This is a genomic window from Azohydromonas sp. (genome assembly GCF_035325925.1).
Taxonomy (GTDB): domain Bacteria; phylum Pseudomonadota; class Gammaproteobacteria; order Burkholderiales; family Burkholderiaceae_C; genus Calidifontimicrobium.
The window spans coordinates 1-16,513 of record NZ_DAOKZA010000013.1; the positions used below are offsets into that span (position 1 = coordinate 1).

A 16,513-nucleotide genomic window follows, 5' to 3' on the forward strand; every position below is an offset into this window, starting at 1 on the left:
GGTAGTTCGCGTACAGCCCCATGATCAGCGTGCCGAAGGCGGCGATCAGGCAGGTCGCGACGAACACCGCGTCCTTGGGCATGCCGGCGTCGCCGAGGATGCTCGGGTTGACGAAGACGATGTAGGCCATCGTCAGGAACGTCGTCACGCCGGCGGTGACCTCGGTGCGCACGTCCGTGCCGTGCGCGCCCAGGCCGAAGCGCCTGTCGAGCCAGCCGCCGGGCATGGCGGGCGTGGGCAGCGCCGCGGCGGCGCTGCGTTCGGGGGTCAGGTCCATCGTCGTCTCCTGTGCTCGCCGCGTGCTCGCGGTCGTCGGGGGGTCGGTCGGGAACGGATTCAGCCGCTGCGCAGGTGCTGCGGCACCCCGGCCACGTAGGTGGCGACGAGGTTGCGCTCGTCGGCCAGCGTCATCCACGCGAAGACGCGCTCGTGCAGCGAGCGCGCCAGCGCGTCGCGGTGCGTCGCGACGGGGCCGACGGCCCAGTCCCACACCGCGAGGTCGGCGACGCGGCCGGCCTCGAGCGAGCCGATCTCGTCGTCGAGCCGCAGCGCGCGCGCCGCGCCGCGCGTGGCCGCGTACAGCGCCTTCCACGCGGTCAGCCGCACGCCCTGCAGCGCCTGGATCTGGTACGCCGCGGCCATCGTGCGCTGCATCGCGAGGCTGGTGCCGCCACCGACGTCGGAGGCCAGCGTCACCGCGGCGCCGGCGGCGTCGAGCGCGGCCCAGCCGATCAGCCCGCTGCCGAGGAACAGGTTCGACGTCGGCGAGTGCGCGATCTGCGCGCCGGTGGCGGCGAGCAGCGCGCGGTCCGCGTCGTCGAGCCACACGCCGTGCGCGAGCACCGAGCGTTCGCCGAGCAGCCCGTGGCGCCGGTAGACGTCGAGGTAGCTGCGCGCCTCGGGGAACAGCCCGGCGATCCACGCCACCTCGGCGCGGTTCTCGGCGACATGCGTCTGAAGGTACACGCCGGGGTGGGCGGCGAGCAGCGCGCCGGCCATCGCCAGCTGTTCACGCGTGCTGGTGGCGGCGAAACGCACCGTCAGCGCGTACGCCAGCCGCCCGCGACCGTGCCAGCGGGCGATGCCGTCGGCGCAGTCGCGCTCGGCGCCGGCGACGTCGTCGGTGAGGCCGTCGGGTGCGTGACGGTCCATCAGCACCTTGCCGGTGATCAGCCGCATGCCGCGTGCCGCGGCGGCGTCGAACAGCGCGTCGGCCGAGACGGCGTGCACGGTCGGGAACACCACGGCGGCGGTCGTGCCGTGCGCCAGCAGCGCGGCGACGAAACGCTCGGCACCGGCGCGCGACACCGCGGGATCGGCGTAGCGCATCTCGGCCGGGAACGTGTAGGTGTTCAGCCAGTCGAGCAGCTCGGTGCCGTAGCTCGCGATCACGTCGAGCTGCGGCATGTGCACGTGCGTGTCGACGAAACCCGGCATCACGAGCCGCCCGCGGTGGTCGATGCGCTGCCAGCCGTCGCCGGGGTCGGCCCGCGAGCGCCCGGCGATGCGCCCGTCCTCGATCAGCAGCCAGGCGTCGGCGTCGAAGCGCACCGCCGGGGTGTCGACGGCGCCGAAGCCCGGGTCGTCGACGACCTCGAGCAGGTCGCCGCGGATCGCCAGCCGCCGCGCCGCCGTCACGACGCCGCCCCCGCGCCCTGCACCTGCAGCTCGCGCGCCAGTTCGCGCACCTGCTCGCGCAGCCAGCGCCCGGCGGCGCTGGCGTGCGACAGGTCGTGCCACAGCTGGTAGTACACCAGCGGCGGGAACGCCACCGGGCAGCGCACGATGCGCACCGGGAACTGGCCGACGTAGCGGCTGCAGAACAGCCGCCCGGTGGTCAGCACCAGCCGCGATCGCGCGACCATCAGCGGCACCAGCCCGAAGTGCGGGCTGCGCACCGCGACCAGGCGCTGCAGGCCCTGCTCGGCCAGGTGCTCGTCGATCACGCCGATCGCGCCGGCGTGCAGCGGTGTCGGCGCGACGTGTTCGGCGGCCAGGTAGCGCTCGGCGGTCCAGCCGCGCGGGTTCGTCGCCGCCGGGTGGTCGGCGGCGACCAGGCAGACGATCTCGTCGGCGAGCAGCCGCCCCAGGTGCAGTTCTCCGGGCGGGCGCAGCCAGTTGCCGATCACCAGGTCGACGTCGCCGTGCGCCAGCCCCTGGCGGTAGTCGAACTCGCGCGACAGCGGCAGGATCTCGACGCGTGCGTCGGGCGCGGCGCGCTTGAGGCGCGCGACCAGCTCGGGCAGGAACAGCGGGTCGAGGTAGTCGCTGGCCGCGATGCGAAACGTCAGCCGCGCCTTCGCCGGGTCGAAGGCCAGCGCCGGCGTGCGCGCGCCGAACAGCTGCTCGGCGTGGCGCAGCAGCGCGTCGGCCGGCGCCAGCAGTTCGAGCGCCACCGCGGTGGGCGCCATGCCGGCGCCGGAACGCACCAGCAGCGGGTCGCCGACCAGCGCGCGCAGGCGCTTGAGCTGGGCGCTGACCTGCGGCTGCGTGGTCGCCAGCTTCAGCGCGGCGCGCGAGACGCTGCGTTCGGTGATCACGGTGTGCAAGACCCTCACGAGATGGAGCTCGATCTTGTCGAACGCAGCGCGGTCTGCCATATGTTCATCTCCATACTCGATATTTCGATTCTGATATGGACAACCGGCGACAGGCGAGTACCTTTGCGCCGATGCCCTGCCCCGTGACACTGCGCATGAACACCCGCCCGATCCGCTTCTTCCACCGCGGCGCCATCGTCGAGGTCGACGGCGTGCCGCCGACGACCAGCGTGCTCGCCTGGCTGCGCGGGCCCGCGCGCTGCACCGGCACCAAGGAAGGCTGCAACGAAGGCGACTGCGGCGCCTGCACCGTCGTCGTCGCCGAGCTGGCCGGACGCGCCGACGCGGTGGGCACGCCGTCGGCGCGTGCCACCGTCGTCGGGGGCCTGAGCCTGCGCACCGTCAACGCCTGCATCCAGTTCCTGCCCACGCTCGACGGCAAGGCGCTGCTCACCGTCGAGGACCTGCAGGGCATCGCCGCCGTGCCCGCCGGCCCCGCCCCGGGCCTGCACCCGGTGCAGCAGGCGCTGGTCGAGTGCCACGGCTCGCAATGCGGCTTCTGCACCCCGGGCTTCGCGATGTCGCTGGCCGCGGCCTACGAGCGCCACTGCGAACACGGCACGACGCCCACGCGCCAGCAGCTCGCCGACGAGCTGTCGGGCAACCTGTGCCGCTGCACCGGCTACCGCCCGATCCTCGATGCCGGCCAGCGCATGTTCGAGCTGCCGCCGCACCGGCTCGACACGGCGCCCCTCGTCGCCGCGCTGCGTCGGCTGGCGGCCGACCCGCCGCTGGCCTACGAGGCGCACAACCCGGCCACCGGCGGCATCGAGCGCTTCGTCGCGCCGCGCAGCGTCGACGCGCTCGCCGCCGCCTGTGCCGCCGAGCCCCAGGCGCGCGTGCTCGCCGGCAGCACCGACGTCGGGCTGTGGGTCAACAAGCAGCTGCGCGAGCTGCCGTCGCTGATCCACCTCGGCGCCGTCGACGAGCTCAAGCGCATCGCCGAAGGCGACGGGGTGCTGACGATCGGCGCCGCGGCGCCTCTCGAGGACGCCTGGGCCGCGCTCGCCGCGCGCGTGCCGGCACTCACCGACGTCTGGCTGCGCTTCGCGTCGCCGCCGATCCGCCACGCCGGCACGATGGGCGGCAACGTCGCCAACGGCTCGCCGATCGGCGACAGCGCGCCGGTGCTGATCGCGCTCGGCGCACGCGTCGTGCTGCGGCGGGGCGAACGGCGGCGCACGCTGGCGCTGGAAGACCTGTACGTCGACTACATGGTCAACCGCCTCGAGCCGGGCGAGTTCGTCGAGGCGATCGAGGTGCCGCTGCCCGGTGCCACCACCGCGGTGCGCGCGTACAAGCTGAGCAAACGCTTCGACTGCGACATCTCGGCGGTGTGCGCCGGCTTGGCCCTCACGCTCGACGGCGATCGCATCGCCGACGTGCGCTTGGCCTTCGGCGGCATGGCCGCCGTCGTCAGGCGCGCCGCGCACGCCGAGGCCGCGCTGCGCGACCAGCCCTGGACCGAAGCCGCGGCGCGCGCCGCCATGGCGGCGCTCGAGCGTGACTTCACGCCGCTCAGCGACATGCGCGCCAGCGCCGGCTACCGCCTGCGCGCGGCCGGCAACCTGCTGCTGCGGCTGTGGCTGGAGACACGTGCCGACCAGCCGCTCGCGACGACGCACACGCAGGTGTGGGCGACGATGCCGCACGCCGCGCTGGCCTGAACGAGGACGCGACGATGAACAAGCCGGTCGAGACCTTCCTCGCGCCGCCGCTGGCGGCCCCGTTCGTCGACCACGGCGTGCACGCCGCGCGCCGCCTGGACCCCGGCGCGGAAGCGCAGCGCCAGCGCGAAGGCGCCCGGGTGGGCGTCAGCCGCGCGCACGAGTCGGCGCACCTGCACGTGGCCGGCGCGGCGACCTACATCGACGACATCCCCGAGGCCGCGGGCACGCTGCATGCGGCGCTCGGGCTGTCGCCGGTGGCCCACGGGCGGCTGCGCGGCGTCGACGTCGAGCGGCTGCGCGCGCTGCCCGGCGTCGTCGCGGTGCTGACCGCCGCCGACATCCCCGGCCGCAACGACTGCGGGCCGATCGTGCACGACGACCCGATCCTCGCCGCGCACGAGCTGGTCTACGTCGGCCAGCCGGTGTTCGCGGTGGTCGCCACCGACCGCGAATTGGCGCGCCGCGCGGCCGCCCGCGCGAAGGACGTGATCGCGTTCGAGCCGCTGCCGGCGGTGCTGAACGCGCGCGCGGCGCACGCGGCGAAGCAGTACGTCGTGCCGCCGATGCACCTGGCGCGCGGCGACGCGCACGCGGCGATCGCCGCGGCGCCGCACCGGCTCGACGGTTCGTTCAGCCTCGGCGGCCAGGAGCAGTTCTACCTGGAAGGGCAGATCAGCTACGCGCTGCCGCAGGAGGACCGCACGCTGCTCGTGCACTGCTCGACGCAGCACCCGAGCGAGATGCAGCATGTCGTCGCGCACGCGCTGGGCTGGCACGCGCACCAGGTGCAGGTGCAGTGCCGGCGTATGGGCGGCGGCTTCGGCGGCAAGGAGTCGCAGTCGGCGCTGTTCGCCTGCGTCGCCGCGGTCGCCGCGGCGAAGCTGCAGCGCCCGGTCAAGCTGCGTGTCGACCGCGATGACGACTTCCTGATCACCGGCCGGCGCCACGGCTTCGAGTTCGACTGGCGCGTTGGATTCGACGACGACGGGCGCATCCTCGGCGCCGAGGTCACGATGATCGCCAACGCCGGCTGCAGCGCCGACCTGTCGCCGCCGGTGATGACACGTGCGCTGTGCCACTTCGACAACGCCTACTGGCTGCCGCACGTCGACCTGCACGGCTTCTGCGCGAGGACGAACACGCAGAGCAACACGGCGTTTCGCGGCTTCGGCGGCCCGCAGGGGGCGCTGGCGGTGGAGATGATCATCGACGACATCGCGCGCCGCCTCGGCGCGGACCCGCTGGCGGTGCGCCGCGCCAACTTCTACGGCGTCGACGAGCGCAACGTCACGCCGTACGAGCAGGTCGTCGAGGACAACGTGATCCACGACCTGGTCGACCGGCTGGCCGCGCAGTGCGACTACACGCAGCGGCGCGCGGAGATCGCCGCGTTCAACGCCGCCAGCGCGGTGCTCAAGCGCGGCATCGCGCTGACGCCGGTGAAGTTCGGCATCTCGTTCAACGTCGCGCACTTCAACCAGGCCGGCGCGCTGGTGCACGTCTACAACGACGGGTCGGTGCTGGTGAACCACGGCGGCACCGAGATGGGCCAGGGGCTGAACACCAAGGTCGCGCAGGTCGTCGCGCACGAACTGGGCATCGGCTTCGAGCGCGTGCGCGTCACCGCGACCGACACGCACAAGGTCGCCAACACCTCGGCCACCGCGGCGTCGACCGGCAGCGACCTCAACGGCAAGGCGGCGCAGGACGCAGCACGGCAGATCCGCGACCGGCTCGCGGCCTTCGTCGCCGCGCGGCACGGCGTCGACGCGGCCGCGGTGCGCTTCGCCAACGACACGGTCGAGGCCGGCGGCGCGCGCCTGCCTTTCGAGGAGGTCGTGATGCAGGCCTACCTCGCGCGCGTGCAGCTGTGGAGCGACGGCTTCTACGCGACGCCCGGGCTGCACTGGGACCGCGAGCGGCTCAAGGGCCGGCCGTTCTTCTACTTCGCGTACGGCGCCGCGGTGAGCGAGGTCGTGGTCGACACGCTCACCGGCGAGTCGAAGCTGCTGCGCGCCGACGTGCTGCACGATGTCGGCCGCTCGCTGAACCCGGCCGTCGACATCGGCCAGGTCGAGGGCGCGTTCATCCAGGGCATGGGCTGGCTGACGATGGAAGAGCTCGTCTGGCACCCGAAGACGGGGCTGCTGACGACACACGCGCCGAGCACCTACAAGATCCCGACCGCCAACGACTGCCCGCCGGTGTTCAACGTGCAGCTGTACGAGAACACCAACGCGGCCGACAGCATCCACCGCAGCAGGGGGGGGGGGGCCCCGCCACTGCTGCTGCCGTTCTGGGTGCGGCGGGCGACCCGCGCGGGGGCCGGGGGGGGCGGCGGCCCCCGCGCCGCGCCGCCGCTGCGCGCGCCGGCCACGGCCGAAGCCGTGCTCGACGCCGTCGACGCGGTGCGCGCCGCGGCGCAATGAGTGCGGCGGCGCTGCGGGCCACCGCGCAGGCCTGGCTGGCCAGCGGCCGGCCGGCGATGGAGGTCGCGGTGCTCGAGCACCGCGGCTCGGTGCCGCGCGAGGCCGGCACGCGCATGCTGGTGGCCGCCGACGCGGTGGCCGGCACGATCGGCGGCGGCCACCTCGAACTGCAGGCGATCGAACGCGCGCGCCACCACCTGGCCGAAGCGGCCCGACGCGTCGACGACCGGGCGGTCGCGCTCGGGCCGTCGCTGGGCCAGTGCTGCGGCGGCGCGCTGACGCTGCGCACGCAGCCGCTGACGGCGGCGTCGCTGGCCGCGTGGCCCGAGGCGCGGCCGCGCTTCGTGCTGCAGCTGTACGGCGCCGGCCACGTCGGCCGTGCGATCGTGCGTCTGCTCGAAGGCATCGACTGCCGCGTGCAGTGGATCGACGAGCGCGACAGCGAATTCCCGTGCCGGCCGCTGCCGCCGCACGTCGAGCGGGTCTGCGTCGAGCCGGTCGAGGCCGAGGTCGGTGCGGCGCCGCCGGGCGCCTTGTTCCTGGTGCTCACGCACAGCCACGACCTGGACCTGCGCATCACCGAGGCGGTGCTCAGGCGCGGCGACTTCGCCTACTGCGGGCTGATCGGCTCGAAGACCAAACGCGCGCGTTTCGTGCACCGCTTCGAGCAGCGGGGCGTGCCGCCGGGGGCGGTGTCGCGGCTGACCTGCCCGATCGGCGTTCCCGGCATCGTCGGCAAGGAGCCCGAAGTGCTCGCGGTGGCCGTGGTCGCGCAGCTGCTGCAGGTCGCGTCCGCCGCGGCCTGACCGGCGCCCGCGGGACCGCGCCGACTAACATCGCCGCACGGCGCCGTCGTGGCGCCGCGAGCGATGAACCTGCGACAGCTCGAAACCTTCGTCCGCGTCGCCGAACTCGGCAGCTTCAGCCGCGCCGCGCGCGTGCTCGGCATCGCGCAGCCGGCGCTCAGCCGCCAGGTGCGCGCGCTCGAGACCGACCTGCGCGAGACGCTGCTGCTGCGCGACGGCCGCGGCGTGCGCCTGACCGAAGCCGGCAAGCGTTTGTTCGATCACGGCATCGGCATCCTGCAGCTGGTCGCCCGCGCGCGCGAGGACATCGACGCCAGCCGCGACGAGCCGACCGGGCGCATCGTCGTCGGCCTGCCGCCGAGCATCGCGCGCCAGCTGGCGCTGCCGCTGATCGACACCTTCCGGCGCGAGCTGCCGCATGCGCGGCTGGCCATCGTCGAGGGGCTGTCGACGCACATCGCCGAGTGGATCGCCACCGGTCGCGTCGACCTGGGGCTGCTGCACAACCCCGACGCACAGCCGGATCTGGAGACCACGCCGATCGTCGAGGAGCCGCTGGCGCTGATCTCGCCGCTGGGCGCGCGGCGGCGGCCGGCGCCGCTGCCGCTGCGCGAGCTGCCGGCGTACCCGCTGGTGGTGCCCGAGCGCGCGCACGCGATCCGCCGCCTGCTGGAGACGCAGGCGGCGCGCGCCGGCATCAAGCTCGACATCGCCTGGGAGGTCTCGGCGGTGCCGGCGATCATCGAACTGGTCGCCGCCGGCCACGGTCACGCGGTGCTGCCACCCAGCGCGGTCGTGCAGTCGGAGCACGGCGCACGGCTCGCGCTGCGTCCGATCGTCGAGCCGCGGCTGGCCACGCTGCTGTGCCTGGCGGTGTCGGCGACACGCCGGCCGACGCGGCTGGCGCAGCACCTGATGCAGCGCCTGCCGGCGCTGGTGCGCGAGTTCACCGGCCCGTCGGCGACGGCATCGCGGCCCATGCCGCATTGACATAGCAGGTATCGGCGCCCCGCCCTTGGCCGGGGGCGGGGCGCTGCGCACAATCGGCGCTCCCCTTGCGCTCACCCGCCCCGACCCCCCCATGAGCCTCCCGATCCGCGGCATCTCGTCGATGGCCACGCGCGCGCTGCTCGCCGAGCTGGCGGCGGCCTACCACGCCCACGCCGGCGTCGAGGTCGCGATCGAGTCGGTCGGCGGCGTCGACGCGGCGCGCCGCGTCGCCGCCGGCGAGCCGTTCGACGTCGTCGTGCTCGCCGCCGACGCGATCGACGGGCTCACCGCCGGCGGTCACGTGCTCGCCGGCAGCCGCCGCGGCGTGGTGCGCTCCGACGTCGCGGTGGCGGTGCGCGCCGGCGCGCCGCACCCGGACATCGGATCGGCCGACGCGCTGCAGCGCGCGCTGCTCGCCGCACGCACGATCGGCCACTCGACCGGGCCCAGCGGCACCGCGCTGCTGCAGCTGTTCGAGCGCTGGGGCGTCGCCGAAGCGCTGCGTGCGCGCGTCGTGCAGGCGCCGCCGGGCGTGCCGGTGGGCTCGCTGGTGGCGCGCGGCGAAGTCGAGATCGGCTTCCAGCAGCGCAGCGAGCTGATGCACCTGGAAGGCGTCGACGTGCTGGGCGGCATGCCACCGGGCACCGAGATCGTCACCGTGTTCGCCGGCGCCGTGGGTGCCGCGTCGGCGCAGCCGGGCGCCGCGCGGGCGCTGCTCGACTTCCTCGCATCGCCGGCCACCGCCGAGGCCAAGCGCCGCCACGGCATGGAACCCGCCTAGATGGACCAGCCCCGAAGCAGGCGCCGCCGGCGCACCGGCGAAGCCGGACGCGCGGCCGCCGCACAACCGGGTCGGCGGTCTGCGCGCGGCGCCGCGATCTCGCACCGACACAAGGAGACTCGATGATCATCGACTGCCACGGCCACTACACGACGGCACCGAAGGCGCTGGAGCACTGGCGCCACCGGCAGATCGCCGGCATCCAGGACCCGGCGCTGATGCCGAAGGCGAGCGAGCTGCGCATCTCCGACGACGAGCTGCGCGAGTCGATCGAGACGAACCAGCTGAAGCTGATGAAGCAGCGCGGCAGCGACCTGACGATCTTCAGCCCGCGCGCGAGCTTCATGGCGCACCACATCGGCGACTTCGAGGTCTCGTCGACCTGGGCCGCGATCTGCAACGAGCTGTGCTTCCGCGTCTCGACGCTGTTCCCCGACCACTTCATCGGCTGCGCGATGCTGCCGCAGTCGCCCGGCGTCGACCCGGCGACCTGCATCCCGGAGCTCGAGAAGTGCGTCAGGGACTACGGCTTCGTCGCGATCAACCTGAACCCCGACCCCTCGGGCGGGCACTGGACCAGCCCGCCGCTGACCGACCGCCACTGGTACCCGATCTACGAGAAGCTGGTCGAGTACGACATCCCGGCGATGGTGCACGTCAGCACCAGCTGCAACGCCTGCTTCCACACCACCGGCGCGCACTACATCAACGCCGACACGACGGCGGTGATGCAGCTGATCCAGGGCGAGCTGTTCAAGGACTTCCCGACGCTGCGCTTCGTGATTCCGCACGGCGGCGGCGCCGCACCGTACCACTGGGGCCGCTACCGCGGCCTCGCGCAGGAGCTGAAGAAGCCGCTGCTCAAGGACCACCTGCTGAACAACGTGTTCTTCGACACCTGCGTCTACCACCAGCCGGGCGTCGACCTGCTGACGAAGGTGATCCCGATCGACAACATCCTGTTCGCCAGCGAGATGATCGGCGCGGTGCGCGGCGTCGACCCCGAGACCGGGCACCACTTCGACGACACGAGGCGCTACATCGAGGCCGCCGCGATCGACCCCGAGGCGCGCCACAAGATCTACGAAGGCAACGCGCGGCGCGTCTACCCGCGGCTCGACGCCGCGCTGAAGGCCAGGGGCCTGTGACGCACCGGTGGCCACCAGGAGCACGACCATGTACCAGCTCGGCATCGTCAAGCGCAACATCAACCGCGCCGACCCCGCCGCCGTCGAGGCTCTGTCGGGCTTCGGCGTGGCCACCGTGCACGAAGCCATGGGCCGCGTCGGCCTGATGCAGCCGACCATGCGCCCGATCTACGGCGGCGCGCACCTGTGCGGCACGGCCGTCACGGTGCTGCTGCATCCGGGCGACAACTGGATGATGCACGTCGCCGCCGAGCAGATCCGCCCGGGCGACGTCGTCGTCGCCGCGGTCACCGCCGAGTGCACCGACGGTTTTTTCGGCGACCTGCTGGCCACGTCGTTCCGCGCACGCGGCGCCAAGGGCCTGGTCATCGACGCCGGCGTGCGCGACGTGAAGGACCTCACCACGATGCAGTTCCCGGTGTGGAGCAAGGCGATCAGCGCGAAGGGCACGATCAAGGCCACGCTCGGCTCGGTCAACGTGCCCGTCGTCTGTGCCGGCGCCCTGGTCAACCCGGGCGACGTCGTGCTCGCCGACGACGACGGCGTCGTCGTCGTGCCGGCGGCGATGGCGGCGCAGGCCGCCGAGGCCGCGGCGAGGCGCGAGGCCAACGAAGCCGAGAAGCGCGAGAAGCTGGCCTCGGGCGTGCTCGGGCTGGACATGTACGCCATGCGACCGGCGCTGGAGAAGGCCGGGCTCAAGTACGTCGACTGATGGACAACAACCCGAGACATTGGCGCGTCGGCCTCGTCGGCTACGGCGAGGTCGGGCGCATCGTTGCCGAAGACCTGCGCGCCCTCGGCGTCGACGTCGCGGCGTACGACGTCAAGCTCGACGACGCGCGCGGTGCGCCGCTGCGCACCCACGCGGGCGAACACGGCGTGGCGCTCGCGGCGTCGCACGCGGCGCTGGCCGCGCAGTGCGACCTCGTGATCTCGGCGGTCACCGCCAGCCAGGCGGTGGCCGTCGCGCGGGCGTGCGCTGCGGCGCTGCGCCCGGGCGTGTTCGTGCTCGACGTGAACTCGGCGTCGCCCGGGGCGAAGATCGAGGCCGCGCGTGCGGTCGACGCCGCGGGCGGCCGCTACGTCGAAGGCGCGGTGATGACCTCGGTGCCGCCTTACCGCACGAAGGTGCCGACGCTGCTCGGCGGGCCGAGCGCCGCGGCGCTGGCGCCGGCGCTCGTGGCGCTCGGCTTCGCGGGTGCGAAGGTCGGCAGCGAGCGACTCGGCGTCGCGTCGGCGACCAAGATGTGCCGCAGCGTGATGATCAAGGGCCTCGAGGCGATGGTCATCGAAAGTTTCACCGCGGCGCGCCACCACGGCGTCGAAGACGCGGTGATCACGTCGCTGCGGGAGACCTTTCCGGGCATCGACTGGGAGAAGCAGGCCGCCTACTTCTTCCAGCGCGTCGTCGAACACGGGCGCCGCCGCGCCGAGGAGATGCGCGAAGTCGCGCAGACGGTGCGCGAGGCCGGGCTCGAGCCGTGGTCGGCCGCCGGCACCGCCGAGCGCCAGGCCTGGGTCGCCGACGGCGCCGACGCCGGCTGGTTCGGCGCGCGCGGCACGCCGGGTTTCGCGCGCAGTGCCGACTGGCGCACGGAAGCCGACCGCATCCTCGCCCATCTCAAGCAACAGGATTGAAACGATGAGCAAGCCCACGACGGGCCCGTTCGAGAAGACCGCCGGCTGGCTCGACTGGTTCGACGGGCCCAGCCGGCCGCGCTTCGTGCTGCCGCCGGGCAGCGTCGACGCGCACTGCCACGTGTTCGGTCCCGGCGCCGAGTTCCCGTACGCGCCCGAGCGCAAGTACACACCCTGCGACGCGGGCAAGGCGCAGCTGTTCGCGCTGCGCGACCACCTGGGCTTCGCGCGCAACGTGATCGTGCAGGCCACCTGCCACGGCGCCGACAACCGCGCGCTGGTCGACGCCTGCCTGGCGTCGAACGGCAAGGCACGCGGCGTGGCCACGGTGCGCCGCAGCGTCAGCGACGACGAACTGCGTCTCCTGCACGCGGCCGGCGTGCGCGGCGTGCGCTTCAACTTCGTCAGGCGGCTCGTGGACTTCACGCCGAAGGACGAACTCATGGAGATCGCCACGCGCATCCAGCCCCTGGGCTGGCACGTGGTGATCTACTTCGAGGCGCCCGACCTGCCCGAGCTGTGGGACTTCTTCTCGGCGCTGCCCACCACGGTGGTGGTCGACCACATGGGCCGCCCCGACGTGACCCGCCCGGTCGACGGCCCCGAGTTCGCTCTGTTCCTGAGGTTCATGCGCGAGCACCCGAACGTCTGGAGCAAGGTCAGCTGCCCCGAGCGGCTGAGCGTCTCGGGCCCGCCGGCGCTGCGCGGCGAGCGCTCGGCCTACGTGGACGTCGTGCCGTTCGCCCGCCGCGTCGTCGAGACCTTCCCCGACCGCGTGCTGTGGGGCACCGACTGGCCGCACCCGAACCTGAAGGGCCACATGCCCGACGACGGGCTGCTGGTCGACTTCATCCCGCACATCGCGCCGACGCCGGCACTGCAGCGCAAGCTGCTCGTCGACAACCCGATGCGCCTGTACTGGCCGGAGGAACTGTGAGCCCCCAGGCTTGTCGCTTCGCACCTTCGCCACCCCCCGGGGGGGCTCGCGCCGCCCTGGGGCGGCCCGGCGGCGGCGCGTCACGGAGGATTCATGCCGCTCGATAAACCGTACCTCGACGTGCCCGGCACGACGATCTTCGACGCCGACCAGTCCCGCAAGGGCTACTGGCTGAACCAGTTCTGCATGAGCCTGATGCAGGCCGCCAACCGCGAGCGTTACCTGGCCGACCGCCGCGCCTACCTCGACGAGTGGCCGATGAGCGAGGCGCAGAAGCAGGCGGTGCTCGACGGCGACCTGAACCGCTGCATCGCGCTCGGCGGCAACATCTACTTCCTGGCCAAGATCGGCGCGACGCACGGCAAGAGCTTCCAGCAGATGGCCGGCAGCATGACCGGCATGACCGAGGCCGAGTACCGCGACATGATGATCGCCGGCGGCCGCTCGCCCGAGGGCAACCGCTTCGTCGGCGAGCAAGGCAGCGCGCAGCCGCAGCGCCAGCCGCAGGGTCACGGCTCGGGCCGGCTGTTCGACTGACGCGGCCTGCCGCACGAGACAAGGAGTCCCATGGCCCGCATCACCGCCTCCGTCTACACCTCGCACGTGCCGGCCATCGGCGCGGCGCTCGACCACGGCAAGACCGGCGAACCGTACTGGCAGAAGGTCTTCGCCGGCTACGACTTCTCGAAGCAGTGGATGCAGGCACACCGCCCCGACGTCGTGTTCCTCGTCTACAACGACCACGCCACCGCGTTCAGCCTCGAGATCATCCCCACCTTCGCGATCGGCACGGCGGCCGAGTTCCAGCCCGCCGACGAAGGCTACGGCGCGCGCCCGGTGCCGAAGGTGATCGGTCACCCGGAACTGGCGTCGCACATCGCACAGAGCGTGATCCAGGACGACTTCGACCTGACCATCGTCAACCGCATGGATGTCGACCACGGGCTGACGGTGCCGCTGAGCCTGATGTGCGGCGCGCTCGACCCGAAGACGCAGGCCTGGCCGTTCCGGGTGATCCCGTTCGCGGTCAACGTCGTGCAGTACCCGGTGCCGTCGGGGCGGCGCTGCTTCGCGCTCGGGCAGGCGATCCGCAAGGCCGTCGAGTCGTTCGACGAACCGCTGAACGTGCAGGTCTGGGGCACCGGCGGCATGAGCCACCAGCTGCAGGGCCCGCGCGCCGGGCTGATCAACGCCGAGTGGGACAACCGCTTCCTCGACCGGCTCATCGACGACCCGGCGGGGCTGGCGCAGGTGCCGCACATCGACTACGTGCGCGAGGCCGGCAGCGAGGGCATAGAGCTGGTGATGTGGCTCATCGCACGCGGCGCGATGGCCGATGTCGCCGGCGGCGCGGAACCGAAGGTCGCGCACCGCTTCTATCACGTGCCGGCGTCGAACACGGCCGTGGGACACCTCATCCTGGAGAACCCGACATGACCATCCAAGTCGCACTGGCCGGCGCCGGCGCGTTCGGCATCAAGCACCTCGACGGCATCCGCAACATTCCCGACGTCAAGGTCGTCTCGGTGGTCGGACGCGAGCTGGCCAAGACGCAGGAAGTCGCCGACAAGTACGGCATCGCGCATGTCGCGACCGACCTCGCCGACAGCCTGAAGATCAAGGCAGTCGACGCCGTCATCCTGTGCACGCCGACGCAGATGCACGCGTCGCAGGCGCTGGCCTGCCTGGACGCCGGCAAGCACGTGCAGGTCGAGATCCCGCTGTGCGACCGGCTCGCCGACGGCGAAGCCGTCGTGCGGCGCCAGCGCGACACCGGGCTGGTCGCGATGTGCGGGCACACGCGGCGCTTCAACCCCAGCCACCAGTGGGTGCGCCGCCGCATCGTCGCCGGCGCGTTCCACATCCAGCAGATGGACGTGCAGACCTACTTCTTCCGGCGCACGAACATGAACGCGCTCGGCCAGCCGCGCAGCTGGACCGACCACCTGCTGTGGCACCATGCCGCGCACACGGTCGACCTGTTTGCCTGGCAGGCGCAAAGCCCGATCGTGCAGGCCAACGCGCTGCAGGGGCCGATCCACCCGGTGCTGGGCATCGCGATGGATATGTCGATCCAGCTCAAGGCGGCCAGCGGCGCCATCTGTACGCTGTCGCTGTCGTTCAACAACGACGGCCCGCTGGGCACCTTCTTCCGCTACATCGGCGACACCGGCACCTACATCGCGCGTTATGACGACCTGTTCACCGGCAAGGACGAGAAGATCGACGTCTCGGGCGTCGACGTGTCGATGAACGGCATCGAGCTGCAGGACCGCGAGTTCTTCGCCGCGATCCGCGAGGGTCGCGAGCCCAACGCCAGCGTCGCCCAGGTGCTGCCGTGTTACCAGGTGCTGCACCGCCTCGAGCAGCAGCTGGCCGCCGGCTGAGCCCCGCGTTCCCCGCCGTACCCACCACCCACCCCCAGGAGACAGCACGATGAAGATCACCCGCAAGGCATTCCTCGGCACGCTCGGCGCCGCCGCGACGTTGGCGCTGGCCCCGTCGGCGTTCGCGCAGACGATCACGCTGCGGTTCCACCAGTTCCTGCCGCCGCAGGCGCCGATCCCGTCGAAGGCCATCGCGCCATGGGCCGAGAAGATCGAGAAGGACAGCGGCGGGCGCATCAAGGTGCAGCAGTTCCCCAGCATGCAGCTCGGCGGCCGCCCGCCCGAGCTGTTCGACCAGGCCAAGGACGGCGTCGTCGACATCATCTGGACCGTGCTCGGCTACACGCCCGGGCGTTTCCCGAAGTCCGAGGTGTTCGAGCTGCCGTTCATGACCGGGTCGGCCGAGGCGTCGTCGCGCGCGTTCCAGGCCTACGTCGAGAAGCACGCGATGGACGAGTTCAAGGACGTCAAGTTGATCGCGGTGCACACCCACGGCCCGGGCCTGTTCCACAGCAAGGACCCGATCAACAAGCTCGAGGACCTGAAGGGCATGAAGGTGCGCGGCGGCTCGCGCATCATCAACATCATGCTCGAGCAGCTCGGCGCCACCCCGGTGGGCCTGCCGGTGCCGCAGGTCGGCGAGGCGCTGTCCAAGGGCGTGATCTCGTCGACGACGATCCCGTGGGAGGTCGTGCCGGCGCTGAAGGTGCACCAGATCGTCAAGAACCACACCGGTTTCAGCGGCGACAAGGGCCTGTACACGCAGACCTTCGGCGTGGTGATGAACAAGGCCAAGTACGACGCGCTGCCTCCCGACCTGAAGAAGGTCATCGACGACAACAGCGGTGCGGCCACCGCGGCGCTGTTCGGCAGCGCGATGGACGAGGGCGACAAGGGCGGCGTCGCGCTGGCGCAGCAGGCGGGCAACAAGATCGTCATGCTCGATGCCGCCGAGACGGCGCGCTGGCAGCGGGCCGCCGCCGGCGTGCGCGACGCCTGGTTCAAGGAGGTCTCCGCCAAGGGCATCGACGGCCCGAAGCTGCTGGCCGACGCCGAGGCGCTGATCGCGCAGCACGCGAAGAAGTGACGCGGGCCCGACCCACCCTGACCGGGGCGGCCGCGAGGCC

16 protein-coding genes are annotated in these 16,513 nt (G+C 72.5%); 13 read left to right on the plus strand and 3 right to left on the minus strand.

Annotation, left to right across the window (positions count from 1 at the left end; all coding sequences use genetic code 11):
• The 3 genes from PKC53_RS06790 to PKC53_RS06800 form a co-directional block, all read right to left on the minus strand.
• A partial coding sequence (locus PKC53_RS06790; RefSeq protein WP_324427687.1) for a solute carrier family 23 protein occupies positions 1–226 on the minus strand: 226 nt, incomplete at its 3' end.
• Between the two features lie 110 nt (positions 227–336).
• Complete coding sequence (gene guaD / locus PKC53_RS06795; protein ID WP_324427564.1) at positions 337–1,638, minus strand: guanine deaminase; 1,302 nt, start codon at positions 1,636–1,638, stop codon at positions 337–339.
• Positions 1,635–2,558: a LysR family transcriptional regulator gene (locus tag PKC53_RS06800; RefSeq protein WP_324427566.1), complete on the minus strand. Its 924-nt coding sequence runs from the start codon at positions 2,556–2,558 to the stop codon at positions 1,635–1,637. Before PKC53_RS06800 ends, guaD begins: the two co-directional genes overlap by 4 nt.
• Positions 2,559–2,695: 137 nt before the next feature.
• On the opposite strand from PKC53_RS06800, the gene xdhA reads away from it, so the two are divergent.
• The 13 genes from xdhA (at position 2,696) to PKC53_RS06865 (ending at position 16,473) form a co-directional block, all read left to right on the plus strand.
• Entirely contained in the window at positions 2,696–4,267 is a 1,572-nt protein-coding gene (gene xdhA, locus PKC53_RS06805) for a xanthine dehydrogenase small subunit (RefSeq protein WP_324427568.1), read from the plus strand.
• Positions 4,268–4,281: 14 nt separating this feature from the next.
• Complete coding sequence (xdhB, locus tag PKC53_RS06810; protein ID WP_324427570.1) at positions 4,282–6,699, plus strand: xanthine dehydrogenase molybdopterin binding subunit; 2,418 nt, start codon at positions 4,282–4,284, stop codon at positions 6,697–6,699.
• Complete coding sequence (xdhC, locus tag PKC53_RS06815; protein ID WP_324427572.1) at positions 6,696–7,505, plus strand: xanthine dehydrogenase accessory protein XdhC; 810 nt, start codon at positions 6,696–6,698, stop codon at positions 7,503–7,505. Before xdhB ends, xdhC begins: the two co-directional genes overlap by 4 nt.
• A gap of 63 nt (positions 7,506–7,568) precedes the next feature.
• Positions 7,569–8,495, plus strand: a complete 927-nt coding sequence (locus PKC53_RS06820) for a LysR substrate-binding domain-containing protein (protein WP_324427574.1) — start codon at positions 7,569–7,571, stop codon at positions 8,493–8,495.
• A 91-nt stretch (positions 8,496–8,586) separates the two neighbouring features.
• Positions 8,587–9,276 (plus strand): substrate-binding domain-containing protein, encoded by a 690-nt coding sequence (locus tag PKC53_RS06825; RefSeq protein ID WP_324427576.1) that lies wholly within the window; start codon positions 8,587–8,589, stop codon positions 9,274–9,276.
• Positions 9,277–9,398: 122 nt separating this feature from the next.
• Positions 9,399–10,424, plus strand: a complete 1,026-nt coding sequence (locus tag PKC53_RS06830) for an amidohydrolase family protein (protein ID WP_324427578.1) — start codon at positions 9,399–9,401, stop codon at positions 10,422–10,424.
• 28 nt (positions 10,425–10,452) lie between these two features.
• Entirely contained in the window at positions 10,453–11,136 is a 684-nt protein-coding gene (ligK, locus tag PKC53_RS06835; protein ID WP_324427579.1) for a 4-carboxy-4-hydroxy-2-oxoadipate aldolase/oxaloacetate decarboxylase, read from the plus strand.
• Entirely contained in the window at positions 11,136–12,062 is a 927-nt protein-coding gene (locus PKC53_RS06840; RefSeq protein WP_324427581.1) for a DUF1932 domain-containing protein, read from the plus strand. The genes ligK and PKC53_RS06840 overlap by 1 nt, the downstream gene beginning before the upstream one ends.
• 4 nt (positions 12,063–12,066) lie before the next feature.
• On the plus strand, positions 12,067–12,999 hold the full coding sequence (locus PKC53_RS06845) for an amidohydrolase family protein (protein WP_324427583.1): 933 nt from the start codon (positions 12,067–12,069) through the stop codon (positions 12,997–12,999).
• A 93-nt stretch (positions 13,000–13,092) separates the two neighbouring features.
• A complete protein-coding gene (ligA, locus tag PKC53_RS06850; protein WP_324427585.1) occupies positions 13,093–13,536 on the plus strand; it encodes a protocatechuate 4,5-dioxygenase subunit alpha in 444 nt (147 codons plus the stop codon).
• 30 nt (positions 13,537–13,566) lie between these two features.
• Positions 13,567–14,436, plus strand: coding sequence for a class III extradiol dioxygenase subunit beta (locus PKC53_RS06855; protein WP_324427587.1), 870 nt, complete (start codon positions 13,567–13,569; stop codon positions 14,434–14,436).
• Positions 14,433–15,386: a Gfo/Idh/MocA family oxidoreductase gene (locus PKC53_RS06860; RefSeq protein WP_324427589.1), complete on the plus strand. Its 954-nt coding sequence runs from the start codon at positions 14,433–14,435 to the stop codon at positions 15,384–15,386. Before PKC53_RS06855 ends, PKC53_RS06860 begins: the two co-directional genes overlap by 4 nt.
• Before the next feature lie 49 nt (positions 15,387–15,435).
• Positions 15,436–16,473 (plus strand): TRAP transporter substrate-binding protein, encoded by a 1,038-nt coding sequence (locus PKC53_RS06865; protein WP_324427591.1) that lies wholly within the window; start codon positions 15,436–15,438, stop codon positions 16,471–16,473.
• The last annotated feature ends 40 nt before the right edge of the window (positions 16,474–16,513 follow it).

Bases quoted from the DNA above. Each gene is read 5' to 3' on its own strand.
- xdhA (WP_324427568.1), top strand. From the start codon at position 2,696: ATGAACACCCGCCCGATCCGCTTCTTCCACCGCGGCGCCATCGTCGAG.
- xdhB (WP_324427570.1), top strand. From the start codon at position 4,282: ATGAACAAGCCGGTCGAGACCTTCCTCGCGCCGCCGCTGGCGGCCCCG.
- xdhC (WP_324427572.1), top strand. From the start codon at position 6,696: ATGAGTGCGGCGGCGCTGCGGGCCACCGCGCAGGCCTGGCTGGCCAGC.
- PKC53_RS06820 (WP_324427574.1), top strand. From the start codon at position 7,569: ATGAACCTGCGACAGCTCGAAACCTTCGTCCGCGTCGCCGAACTCGGC.
- PKC53_RS06825 (WP_324427576.1), top strand. From the start codon at position 8,587: ATGAGCCTCCCGATCCGCGGCATCTCGTCGATGGCCACGCGCGCGCTG.
- PKC53_RS06830 (WP_324427578.1), top strand. From the start codon at position 9,399: ATGATCATCGACTGCCACGGCCACTACACGACGGCACCGAAGGCGCTG.
- ligK (WP_324427579.1), top strand. From the start codon at position 10,453: ATGTACCAGCTCGGCATCGTCAAGCGCAACATCAACCGCGCCGACCCC.
- PKC53_RS06840 (WP_324427581.1), top strand. From the start codon at position 11,136: ATGGACAACAACCCGAGACATTGGCGCGTCGGCCTCGTCGGCTACGGC.
- PKC53_RS06845 (WP_324427583.1), top strand. From the start codon at position 12,067: ATGAGCAAGCCCACGACGGGCCCGTTCGAGAAGACCGCCGGCTGGCTC.
- ligA (WP_324427585.1), top strand. From the start codon at position 13,093: ATGCCGCTCGATAAACCGTACCTCGACGTGCCCGGCACGACGATCTTC.
- PKC53_RS06855 (WP_324427587.1), top strand. From the start codon at position 13,567: ATGGCCCGCATCACCGCCTCCGTCTACACCTCGCACGTGCCGGCCATC.
- PKC53_RS06860 (WP_324427589.1), top strand. From the start codon at position 14,433: ATGACCATCCAAGTCGCACTGGCCGGCGCCGGCGCGTTCGGCATCAAG.
- PKC53_RS06865 (WP_324427591.1), top strand. From the start codon at position 15,436: ATGAAGATCACCCGCAAGGCATTCCTCGGCACGCTCGGCGCCGCCGCG.